The organism is Tibeticola sp., from assembly GCF_022759015.1.
Classification (GTDB): domain Bacteria; phylum Pseudomonadota; class Gammaproteobacteria; order Burkholderiales; family Burkholderiaceae_C; genus Tibeticola; species Tibeticola sediminis.
Genome location: NZ_JAEMQB010000139.1, coordinates 1 through 11,192 on the forward strand (window position 1 = coordinate 1; position 11,192 = coordinate 11,192).

The 11,192-nt window shown below is 66.5% G+C and carries 9 protein-coding genes and 1 pseudogene; 9 read left to right on the forward strand and 1 reads right to left on the reverse strand.

The genetic code is table 11. The annotated features are described in order from the left end of the window. Positions 1 to 823 (reverse strand): annotated as a pseudogene (locus JHC36_RS08970) (excinuclease ABC subunit UvrA); the annotation flags it as partial. Between the two features lie 197 nt (positions 824 to 1,020). Here JHC36_RS08970 and JHC36_RS08975 point away from each other — a divergent pair. The 9 genes from JHC36_RS08975 to JHC36_RS09015 all read left to right on the forward strand — a co-directional run bounded on the left by JHC36_RS08975 (position 1,021) and on the right by JHC36_RS09015 (position 11,056). Continuing rightward, entirely contained in the window at positions 1,021 to 2,208 is a 1,188-nt protein-coding gene (locus JHC36_RS08975; RefSeq protein ID WP_287918367.1) for an MFS transporter, read from the forward strand. An 81-nt stretch (positions 2,209 to 2,289) separates the two neighbouring features. Then, on the forward strand, positions 2,290 to 2,787 hold the full coding sequence (gene ssb / locus JHC36_RS08980) for a single-stranded DNA-binding protein (RefSeq protein WP_124224216.1): 498 nt from the start codon (positions 2,290 to 2,292) through the stop codon (positions 2,785 to 2,787). Positions 2,788 to 3,005: 218 nt separating this feature from the next. Beyond that, positions 3,006 to 4,088: an efflux RND transporter periplasmic adaptor subunit gene (locus tag JHC36_RS08985; RefSeq protein WP_287918369.1), complete on the forward strand. Its 1,083-nt coding sequence runs from the start codon at positions 3,006 to 3,008 to the stop codon at positions 4,086 to 4,088. Positions 4,089 to 4,105: 17 nt separating this feature from the next. Next, positions 4,106 to 7,402 (forward strand): efflux RND transporter permease subunit, encoded by a 3,297-nt coding sequence (locus JHC36_RS08990; RefSeq protein WP_287918371.1) that lies wholly within the window; start codon positions 4,106 to 4,108, stop codon positions 7,400 to 7,402. A gap of 66 nt (positions 7,403 to 7,468) precedes the next feature. Continuing rightward, complete coding sequence (locus JHC36_RS08995) at positions 7,469 to 8,761, forward strand: NAD(P)/FAD-dependent oxidoreductase (RefSeq protein ID WP_287918372.1); 1,293 nt, start codon at positions 7,469 to 7,471, stop codon at positions 8,759 to 8,761. Positions 8,762 to 8,953: 192 nt separating this feature from the next. After that, complete coding sequence (locus JHC36_RS09000) at positions 8,954 to 9,175, forward strand: YgaP family membrane protein (protein ID WP_124224208.1); 222 nt, start codon at positions 8,954 to 8,956, stop codon at positions 9,173 to 9,175. A 20-nt stretch (positions 9,176 to 9,195) separates the two neighbouring features. Continuing rightward, positions 9,196 to 9,642 carry an OsmC family protein gene (locus JHC36_RS09005; protein ID WP_287918374.1) on the forward strand — a complete coding sequence of 149 codons (447 nt, stop codon included), beginning with the start codon at positions 9,196 to 9,198 and terminating at the stop codon, positions 9,640 to 9,642. Between the two features lie 43 nt (positions 9,643 to 9,685). Then, positions 9,686 to 10,693 carry an SLAC1 family transporter gene (locus JHC36_RS09010; RefSeq protein WP_287918376.1) on the forward strand — a complete coding sequence of 336 codons (1,008 nt, stop codon included), beginning with the start codon at positions 9,686 to 9,688 and terminating at the stop codon, positions 10,691 to 10,693. 6 nt (positions 10,694 to 10,699) lie between these two features. Next, complete coding sequence (locus tag JHC36_RS09015) at positions 10,700 to 11,056, forward strand: metal-sensing transcriptional repressor (protein WP_287918377.1); 357 nt, start codon at positions 10,700 to 10,702, stop codon at positions 11,054 to 11,056. The last annotated feature ends 136 nt before the right edge of the window (positions 11,057 to 11,192 follow it).

The window sequence follows — 11,192 nt, forward strand, 5'->3', positions numbered from 1 at the left end:
CCGGGCAGGCATAGCGCGCGTTGAAGGCGTGTTCGCAGCCGCTGTCCATCTCCAGCGCCAGCGCGCGGCCCTCGGCCAAGCCCAGCGCCGTCTCGAAGCGCTCGGCCAGGCGCTGGCGCAGGTCGGGGTCGCCGCAGCGCACCTTCACGCGGTCGATCACCACGTCGAGGTCATGCCGCTCGCCCGCCTTGAACGCCGGCAGCGAATCGGCTTCGAGCACCGTCCCATCGAGCCGGAAGCGCACATAGCCGCGCGCCTGCATCTGCGCGACCAGCGCGCCATGCTCGCCCTTGCGCTGGCGCAGCAGCGGCGCGAGGATCATCACCCGGCTGCCCTCGGGCAGCGCCAGCACCGCATCGACCATCTGGCTCACGGTCTGGGCGGCCAGCGGCACGCCGTGCTCGGGGCAATGAGGCGTGCCGGCGCGCGCCCACAATAGGCGCAGGTAATCGTGAATCTCGGTGACCGTGCCGACCGTGGAGCGCGGGTTGTGGCTGGTCGCCTTTTGCTCGATCGCAATCGCCGGCGAGAGCCCCTCGATCAAATCGACATCGGGCTTGTCCATGCGCTCGAGAAACTGCCGCGCGTAGGCCGAAAGGCTCTCCACGTAGCGCCGCTGGCCCTCGGCATACAGCGTGTCAAAGGCCAGGCTCGACTTGCCCGAACCCGACAAACCCGTCACCACCACCAAGCGATGCCGCGGAATGTCGAGGTCGATGTTCTTGAGGTTGTGCGTGCGCGCGCCGCGGATGCGGATGCACGGCGCAGCCGCCGCACCCCCGTCGTGGGGCGGCGTGGAATCGGGCGAACGGGGCTCGGTCAAGGCGGGCTCTCGCGGGGAAAACCACGCATTATCGGCGGCCAGCCCCTCTTCGGACAACGCACCCCGGACAGCCCGCGCGGGCAAAGGGTGGGCGCATGTTGGAGAATCGCTACTTTGTGTCCGCTGCCGATTCCGGCTCTTGTCCTATGTCTGAGACTGCTGTTTCTCCCTCGACTGCCCCGAGCGCAGCGTCGTCCATGACGCCCACCGAACGGCGCGCCACCGCGTCGCTCGCGTCGATCTTTGCGCTGCGCATGTTGGGCATGTTCCTGGTTCTGCCCGTGTTCGCGCTCGAAGCACGCGGCTATGCGGGCGGTGACGACGCCGCGCGCGTCGGCCTGGCCATGGGGATTTATGGCCTCACGCAAGCCGTGTTCCAGTTGCCGCTGGGCCTCGCGTCCGACCGCTTGGGCCGCAAGCGCGTCATCGTGCTGGGCCTGCTCGTGTTTGCGGCGGGCAGTTTGATCGCCGCGGCCGCCAGCAGCGTCGAAGGGCTGATTTTCGGCCGCGCCTTGCAAGGCGCGGGCGCGATTTCAGCTGCCGTCACGGCGCTGCTCGCCGACCTCACGCGCGACTCAGTGCGCACCAAGGCCATGGCCGTCATCGGCGCGAGCATCGGCCTCATGTTCGCGCTCTCGCTCGTCATCGCGCCCGTGCTCGCCGCGTGGTTGCATCTGTCGGGCTTGTTCGTGCTCATCGCCGTGCTGGCGCTCGCCGGCGTGGCCGTGGTGCTCTGGGGTGTGCCGCCCGAGCCGGCGCGCGCCCCGGCGAGCGCCGCACGCGAGGGCGTCCTCGTCGCCTTGCGCCATCCGGCGCTGCTGCGCCTCAATGCGGGCGTGTTCATCCTGCATGCCGTCCAAATCGCCATGTGGGTGGCCGTGCCCGCGCTGCTGGTCCAAGCGGGTTTGACCAAAGATCATCACTGGCAGGTTTATCTGCCGGCCGTGCTGGCCTCTTTCGTCGTCATGGGCGGCACGTTGTTTCCGCTCGAGCGCCGCGGGCGGCTGCGGCTCGCGTTCCTGGGCGCCATCGTACTCATCGGGGCGTCGCAACTCGGCCTGTGGTTCGGCGCCGATCGGCCCGACATCGCCCACATCGGCCTGATGCTGTTCGTGTTCTTCTGCGGCTTCAACGTGCTCGAGGCGTCGCAGCCCAGCCTCGTCTCCCGGATTGCCCCGCCACACATGCGCGGCGCGGCCCTGGGTCTCTACAACACGCTGCAATCCCTTGGTCTCTTTGCCGGCGGCGCGCTCGGTGGCCAGCTCGCGAAAAGCTGGGGTTTGGGCGCGGTACTGCTCGCCGGCGCGGCCGCCATGGCGCTGTGGCTGGCTCTGGCCTGGAGCATGGACCTGCCGGGGCGTGTACCGGCGGGGCCAAAGGCATAAGGCAACGCTGAACCAGTCCCTTGCGCGGCCGGCACGGGCTAGGCGCAATAATCAGGCCCTACGCATAGGAGGAAGTGTTCCATGGCATCGGTCAATAAAGTCATCCTCGTGGGCAATTGCGGCCGCGACCCCGAGGTTCGTTACATGCCCTCGGGCCAGGCCGTCGCCACCGTCAGTGTCGCCACCTCGAGCCGCCGCAAAGACAAAAACACCGGCGAAACCGTCGAAGACACGCAGTGGCACCGCGTGACTTTCTATGACCGCCTCGCCGAAATCGCCGGCGAATACGTGCGCAAGGGCCGTCCCATCTACGTCGAGGGGCGGCTCAAATACGGCAAATACACGGATCAATCGGGCGTCGAGCGCAACACCGTCGACATCATCGCAACCGAGCTGCAGTTGCTCGGCGGCCGCGAGGGCATGGGCCAGCCGGGCGACGAAGGCGGCGATGCCGCGCCGCGCCGCGCCCCACCCCCGAGCCGCAGCGCCCCGGCCGCCGCACCCCGCGCCCCGGCACCGGCCGCCGCCCCCAAACCCAGCAGCGGTTTCGACGACCTCGACGACGACATTCCGTTCTAGGATATCCAAAACCCTTTTAGAGCCTTCGTCTGGTCTCCAGCGCGATCGTTGGTCCACGGACGCATCAGGGGCGGTTGAAAGGGCGGGCGTCACCCGGCGCCCGGCCTGACGCGACGGTTTGGGTTCGCTAGCCGGGGAAACCCGGGGGGCGGTTGACATATACCCCAGGGGGTATTTATCATCCACAACTTCAGAGTGGAGGTTTCATGCGTCCGTCCGTGTTTTCTGTTCGTCGGCTTTCTGCGGTGCTGTTGGCGCTGGCCGCGGCACCTTGGGCGTGGGCTGCGCCCGCGGCGGCTACGGCCATCGAGGTGCCAGTCGTTCAGGTCCGTCCGCAGCCAGTGGCCACCGGGATCGAATACGACGCCGTCATCCAGCCCGTGCGTCAGAGCACCATCGCGGCGCAGGCTGCGGGCCGCGTCGTGGCGCTGCTCGTCAAGGCTGGGGATCGGGTGAAGGCGGGGCAGGTGCTGGCCACCATCGACGACCGCGAGACGCAAACCGGGGTCCAGCGCAGCCAGGCGCAGGTTGCGCAGGCCGAGGCCGATTTGCGCAACGCCAAGGCCCAATTCGACCGCACCACCGAGCTGCGCCAAAAGGGCTTCGTGAGCCAGGCGGCGCTCGACTCCGCCGAAGCGCAATACAAAGCCGCCCTCGCCGGGCGCGACCAGGCGGCCGCGGCCTTGCGGCAGGCCGGTCTTGCCCAGGGCTACACGCGGGTGACGGCGCCTTATGAGGGCTGGGTGCTGCAGACCTTGGCCGATCCGGGCGACCTCGCGGCTCCCGGGCGGCCGTTGCTGGTTTTGTATGCGCCGCGCCCGCTGCGGGCCGTGGTGCAGGTGCCCGCTTCGCTCGATGCGGTGGCGCGCAGCGCCACGCGGGTCGAGGTGCAAGTGCCGACGGCCAAAGGCGGCGCGGCCTCGTGGATCGAGCCGACCAGCCGCACGGCTTTGCCCGCGGCGGATCCGGTCGCGCAAACGGTCGAATGGCGGCTCGATCTGCCCGATGCGGCCGCCTCGGCGGTCGTGCCGGGGCAGCAGGTGCGGGTGCGCTTCGTCGGCGGCAGCGCCGAACGTCTGGTCATTCCCGCGCAGGCGGTTTTGCGCCGGGGGGAACTGACGGGCGTCTACACCGCGACGGAGCAGGGCTTCATGCTCAAAGCCGTGCGGCTGGGCGCGGACCATGGGGCCGCGGGTATCGAAGTGCTCGCCGGCCTCGGCCGTGACGACCGGGTGGCGCTCGATCCCGTCCGCGCAGGGCTCGCAGGTGCGCGTCCCGCCGCGGCTGCCGCAGCCCGTTGAGCGAGCTTCGATCCGCCATGAACGAACATCCGTCCTCCTCGCCCGTCGTCGCGCCGCAGTCCCTGGGTATTTCGGGGCGCATGGCCGCGTTGTTCCAGGCCAACGCGATTACGCCGCTGCTCGCGCTGGTGGCCTTGTTGCTGGGGCTGTTTGCGATCCTCGTTACGCCGCGTGAAGAGGAGCCGCAGATCAACGTGACCATGGCCAACGTGCTGATCCCCTTCCCCGGGGCCAGCAGCACCGACGTGCAGAACATGGTGGCACGCCCGGCCGAGCAGGTGCTGGCGCAGATCGCGGGCATCGAACACACCTATTCGGTGGCGCGGCCGGGCCTGGCGGTGTTGACGGTGCAGTTCAAAGTCGGCGTGCCGCGCACCGAAGCGCTGGTGCGGCTCTATGACGTGCTCAACGCCAACCAGGATTGGCTGCCGCGTGACCTCGGCACGCTCGCCCCCATCATCAAGCCCAAGGGCATCGACGACGTTCCGGTGCTGGCGCTGACCCTGTGGAGTCGTGACGCCACGGCAGCGGTCGATCTCGAGCAAGTGGCGCGCACGGTCGAACTCGAGCTCAAGTCCGTCAAAGGCACGCGCGAGGTGCAGACCATCGGCGGGCCGGGACGCGCGGTTCATGTGTGGCTCGACCCGACGCGGCTGCGTGAGCGGGGCATCGACGTGCTCACACTCAAGCAAATCCTCTCGGCGGCCAACTTCGGCATGCCCTCGGGCGCCGTGATCGACCCGAGTGCGCCCAACAAACCGCAGATGCTGAGCGTCGAAACCGGCGAGTTCCTCAGCAACGAGCAAGAGATCGGCTCGCTGGTCGTCGGCGTCCACGAGGGCAAGCCCGTGTACCTGCGCGAGGTCGCCAAGATCGAAACCGGCGCGCAACTGCCCCAGCGTTATGTCTGGCACACCCCAGGCCAAGCGGCCGTGGGTGCCGCCTCGGAAGGGGCCGCAAGCACCGCGGCGCTGCAGCCCGGCGGTGTCTATCCTGCGGTCACGATTACGGTGACCAAGAAGCCCGGCGAAAACGCGGTCGACGTGGCACGCGCGGCACGCGAGCGCATGGATGCGCTACGAAACACCGTCATTCCTTCGAACATCGAAGTGACCGTCAGCCGAGACTACGGGGTGACGGCCGCGGAGAAGGCCAACAAGCTGATCCAGAAGCTGGCGTTTGCGACCGGCTCGGTGATTTTGCTCGTCGGTCTGGCGCTGGGCCGGCGCGAGGCGGTGATCGTCGGTGCGGCGGTCATCCTCACGCTGATGGCGACGCTGTTTGCCAGCTGGGCCTGGGGCTTCACGCTGAACCGAGTGTCGCTGTTTGCGCTGATTTTCTCCATCGGCATCTTGGTCGATGACGCCATCGTCGTCGTCGAAAACATCCATCGGCATCAGCAACTCGATCCGCACAAGCCGCTGGCCGAGATCATCCCGGCTGCGGTCGACGAGGTCGGTGGCCCCACCATCCTCGCGACGCTGACCGTGATTGCAGCCCTCTTGCCGATGGCGTTCGTCAGCGGCCTCATGGGGCCGTACATGAGCCCCATCCCGATCAATGCCAGCATGGGCATGGCGATTTCGCTGCTGATCGCCTTCAGCGTCACGCCTTGGCTCGCGCGTAGCCTGCTCCAGAGCCATGCGTCGGGTGCCCACGCGGACAACCCCAAGGGCTTGGGCCCGATGCTGCAGCGCTTCTTCACGCGCGTGCTGACGCCCTTTTTGGAGAGCGCGCGCAAACGCTGGCTGATGCTCGCGGGCATCCTGGTCGCGCTGATGCTCTCAGCTGGCCTGGCGGTCGTGCAGTGGGTGGTGCTGAAGATGCTGCCCTTCGACAACAAGAGCGAGTTCCAGGTCGTCGTCGACATGCCGGCGGGCACGCCGCTCGAGGACACTGCAGCGGCCCTGCGCGACCTGGGCAGCTTCCTGGCACAGCAGCCCGAGGTGGTCGATCTGCAGGCCTATGCCGGCACCGCAAGCCCGATCACCTTCAACGGTCTCGTGCGCCAATACTATTTCCGCGCCGACGCAGAGCAGGGGGACCTTCAGGTCAACCTGGTCGACAAGCACCATCGCAGCGAAAAGAGCCATGCGATCGCGCAGCGCTTGCGCCCCGAGCTCGAGCGCATCGGCGCGCGCCACCATGCGCGCATCAAGGTCGTCGAAGTGCCGCCCGGCCCGCCGGTGATGAGTCCGCTGGTCGCCGAGGTCTACGGGCCTGATGAAGCCGGCCGGCAAGCGCTCGCCGAGCGCATCGCCCGCGAAGCTTTTGCGCAGACGCCCGACATCGTCGGCATCGACACCACGCTGAAGGAAGACGCGCCCCGTGCCCACATCACCGTGCGGCGCCAGCGCGCCGAGTCGCTGGGGATCCCGGTCGAAGCGGTGGCGCGCACCGTCTACGCGGCTTTGTCCGGGGTCGACGCCGCCTATTTGCACGATGGTCAATCGAAATATCCGGTGCCGGTGACGCTGCGGCTGCCGCTGGCGGATCAGGTCGGACTCGACAGTTTGCTCGCTCTGCCCATGAAGGCAGCCAACGGGAAAATGGTGCCGCTGTCCGAGCTCGTGCGCGTGGATCGGGGCGTGATCGACAAGCCGCTCTACACCAAGGACCTCAAGCCCGTCAGCTACGTCATCGGCGACATGGCCGGACGGCTCGACTCGCCGCTCTACGGCCTGTTTGCGATTCGCCCCCATCTGGCGGCGGCACAACTGCCCAACGCTGGGCCGCTGGGCGAATACTGGATCCGCCAGCCGGCCGACACCTTCCGCGAGTACGCGATCAAGTGGGACGGCGAGTGGCAGATCACGTATGAAACCTTCCGCGACATGGGCGCGGCCTATGCGGTGGGGCTGGTGCTGATCTATCTGCTGGTGGTCGCGCAGTTCAAGAGCTATTTGACGCCGCTCGTCATCATGGCGCCGATTCCCTTGACCATGATCGGCGTCATGCCGGGACACGCCTTGCTCGGGGCGCAGTTCACGGCTACCAGCATGATTGGGATGATCGCGCTCGCCGGTATCATCGTGCGCAACTCGATTTTGCTGGTGGACTTCATCGACCTGCAGGTCGCGCAGGGCGTGCCGTTTGCGCAGGCGGTGATCAACTCGGCTTCGGTGCGTGCGCAGCCGATCGCGCTCACCGGGCTCGCCGCGATGATCGGGGCCTTCTTCATCCTCGATGACCCGATCTTCAACGGCCTCGCCATCTCACTGATTTTTGGCATTTTCGTATCCACCTTGCTCACGCTGGTGGTCATTCCGGTGCTTTATTTCGCGATGTACCGGCGTCGCCATGGCGCAAGCTGAATCCGCACCAGACCGAGCGAGCCCCGCCATGTTTTTTCAACCTTGACTCAACGACAGGAGACAACAATGGCCCACATCGTCATCATGGGTGCTGGCATCGGCGGCATGCCCGCTGCCTACGAGATGCGCGCAATCCTTTCCAAGGAGCACACCGTCACGGTGGTCAGCGCCCTGGACTACTTTCAGTTCGTGCCTTCGAACCCGTGGATTGCGGTGGGCTGGCGCAAGCGCGAGGAGATCATTCTGCAAATCCGCCCGCTGCTCGAGCGCAAGGGAATCCACTTCATCGCCAAGACGGTCACGAAGATCGACGCCGAGGGCAACAAGCTCGTGCTCGCCGGTGGCACGCCCGATGAGCAAGAACTCGCTTACGACTATCTCGTCATCACCACCGGGCCAAAGCTCAGCTTCGACGAGGTGCCCGGGGCTGGCCCGCACGGCGGCCACACGCACTCGGTGTGCACGGTCGATCATGCCGAGGCCTTCTGGCGCGACTACCAGGAGTTTTTGAAGAACCCCGGCCCCATCGTCATCGGCGCCATGCCCGGGGCCAGCTGCTTTGGCCCGGCCTACGAATTTGCCTTCATCGTCGACGCCGACCTGCGCAAGCGCAAGCTCCGCCACAAGGTGCCGATGACCTTCGTCACGAGTGAGCCTTACATCGGCCACTTGGGGCTCGGCGGCGTGGGTGACTCCAAGTCGCTCATGGAGTCCGAGATGCGCAACCACGACATCAAGTGGATCACCAACGCCAAGACCACCAAGGTCGAAGCGGGCAAGCTCTACACCACGCAGCTCGATGACAACGGCAACGTCGTCAAGGAACACGAGGTGCCGTTCAAGCTCTCGATGATGCTGCCCGCGTTCAAGGGCGTCGATGCAGTGGCCGCGGTGCCCGAACTGTGCAACCCGCGCGGCTTCGTCTTGATCGATGAGTATCAGCGCAGCAAGAAGTACCGCAACATCTTCTCGGCCGGCGTGTGCGTGGCCATTCCGCCGGTCGAAGTCACGCCGGTAGCCACCGGTGCACCCAAGACCGGCTACATGATCGAAACCATGGTGACCGCCATTTGCCACAACATCGCCGATGAGCTGGCAGGCAAGCCCGCGACGGCCAAGGGCACCTGGAATGCGATCTGCCTGGCCGACATGGGCGACGAAGGGGCCGCGTTCGTGACGCTGCCGCAAATCCCGCCGCGCAACGTGAACTGGTTCAAGAAGGGCAAGTGGGTGCACTTGGCCAAGATTGCCTTCGAGAAGTATTTCATGCGCAAGATGAAGACCGGCAATTCCGAGCCGGTTTACGAGAAATACGTGCTCAAGGCGCTCGGTATCGTGCGTCTGCATGAAAAACACTAAGGCAACGCTGAATCAGTTCCCGTGATGGCGCGCGCCCGGCTGCGGGATGGGATGCGAGGCGCAAACCGCAGCCATAGCCGCAGCTATGGCGAGGATTTGCAACGACGCAGACCGCCCGCCGCCGGGATGCGCGGCGCGCGAGGGACTTGTTCAGCGTTGCCCTAATCTTTGTCTCAACCCAGGAGTTCCATCATGACCGTCGAACGCTACATCCGCATCTTTGCTGGCCTGTTCATCCTGATCTCGCTCGCGCTCGGCGTGGAGGGCAGCCCCTTGTTCGTGAGCAAGTGGGCGCTCGCGTTCACGGCCTTCGTGGGCCTGAACCTGTTCCAGTTCGGGTTCACGAACTTCTGCCCGCTTGCGAGCATCCTCAAGAAGCTCGGCGTGCCCGAAGGCAAAGGCTGCGGCGCCTGATCGGCACCCTGGAGCGCACCATGGCTGAAAAAACCGTCGAAATCACGCTGAGCCAGCGGCAGGACTACCGCTTCGATGTGGACTTTGGCGGTTCGGTGCCCGTGCTGACGACCGACGAGTCGGTGCCACTCGGCACCGGCCTCGGCCCGACGCCGGTGCAGCTGCTGTGCGCAGCCGCGGGCAACTGTCTGTGCGACTCCTTGCTGTTTGCGCTGCGCAAGTTCAAACAGGCGCCCGAGCCGATCCGCTGCCGGATGCGTGCCGAGATTGGACGCAACGAACAGGGCAGGCTTCGCGTGCAGGCCATGCACGCGGCGATCACGCTCGGGGTGCCTGCGGCCTCGCTCGAACATCTCGACCGGGTGCTGGCGCAGTTCGAAGCCTTTTGCACTGTGGCGCAGACCATCGGGCAGGCGGTGCCGATCGAGGTTGAAGTTTTCGACAGTGAAGGTGTGAAGCTCCAATGATCGGCGGTGATCGGCACGATCTTCAATTCCTAGGTTCCATGGCATGAATACCTCCAGCACCCCGCTCAAGTTTCTCGCCCCCGGTTGGTTCGTCCTGGTGATGGGCCTGTGTGGTCTGGCGCTCGCCTGGCTGCGCGCGGCGCCGCTGTTTGGTGAGCTCGCCGGCGCCGGGGCGCTGGTGCTCGCGGGGCTTGCGGCCACCGTCGCTGTGGTGCTGGCCGTCTTGTCCTTCATACGCTGGCGCCGCTACCCGCAGGCCTGGGCGGAAGACCTCAAACACCCGGTGCGGCATGTCATGGTGGCGGCGATGCCGGTGTCGCTCATCTTGCTCGCAACCGTCGGCACGGCCTTGATCGGGCCCGATCCGTTGCTCGGCGGGCTGTGGGCGCTGGGCTCGGCCTGGCAGTTCGCGGTCACGGTGTGGGTGCTCGGGCGCTGGCTGCGGCCCGGTGTGTCGGGGCCGGCTTTCTGGGCGGGGGTGACGCCCGCTTTGTTCGTGCCGGTGGTCGGCAACGTGGTGACAGGCCTGGCCGGTCCGGCCTTGGGTTTCGGAACCTGGGCACAACTGCAGTTTGGCGTGGGCCTGTTCTTGTGGCCAGTGGTGTTGAGCCTGCTCGTGGTGCGGCTCGCGGTCAGCGGCATTTGGCCAGAGCGTTTGCTGCCGACCACCTTCATCACGGTGGCGCCGCCTGCGGTCATCGGCTTGGACGCCTTGCAATTCGGCGCCCCACCGATTTGGGCCTGGATGGCCTGGGGCATCGCGCTGTTTTTCTTGCTCTGGTCGGCCACCACCGTGCGGCGCATGCTCGATCAGCCGTTTGGTTTGATGTTCTGGGGCCTGTCGTTCCCGCTGGCGGCCTTCGCCGCACTCGGCCTGCGGCTGACCGCGCATGCCTCGGGCTCGTTCCAGACCGTGGTGTTGCTGAGCCTTGCCTTGGCGACCTTGGTGATCGTGTGGTTGATCCTGGCCACGGTCAAAGGCTTGCGGGAAGGCAGCCTGTTGGCACCCGAGCCCGTGGCGTCGATGCAGGTCGCGCCGGCTCAGTCCTGATGGGTCATGGCGGCACAGCTTGAACGGACGGGGTCTTTGAATGCCGGCGGCGCGGTGCACGCGGCTGCGCCTGGGGGGCTGGATTCGCCCGATGTCCGCCACGACTTGCTCAACCGCTTGCGCCGGGCCGAAGGGCAGCTGCGCGGCATCCAGGGGATGATCGAGCGCGGGGAGGATTGCGGCAAGGTGGCGCAGCAGTTCTCGGCGGTTCGTCGGGCGCTCGACAACGCATTCGTGCACATGTCGGTCTGCCTGTTGCAGCAGGAGATTTCGGCGGAGTTGACCGAGGGTGACGATGCTCTGCGCAGCCGCCTGCCGCTGCTTCTGGGCGAACTCGAACAGATGTTGGCCCGACGGGGCTGAGAGGCTGAGAGGGAATTGGTCATGCCCGCTTTGACGCCCCAAAACACGCCCGAGGGCGTTGCAAATGCGCGCCGTAGCCCGAGCTACGGCTGTGCTTTGCGCCTACTCGGGCGCGTTTTGGGGCGCCCCTTCGGGC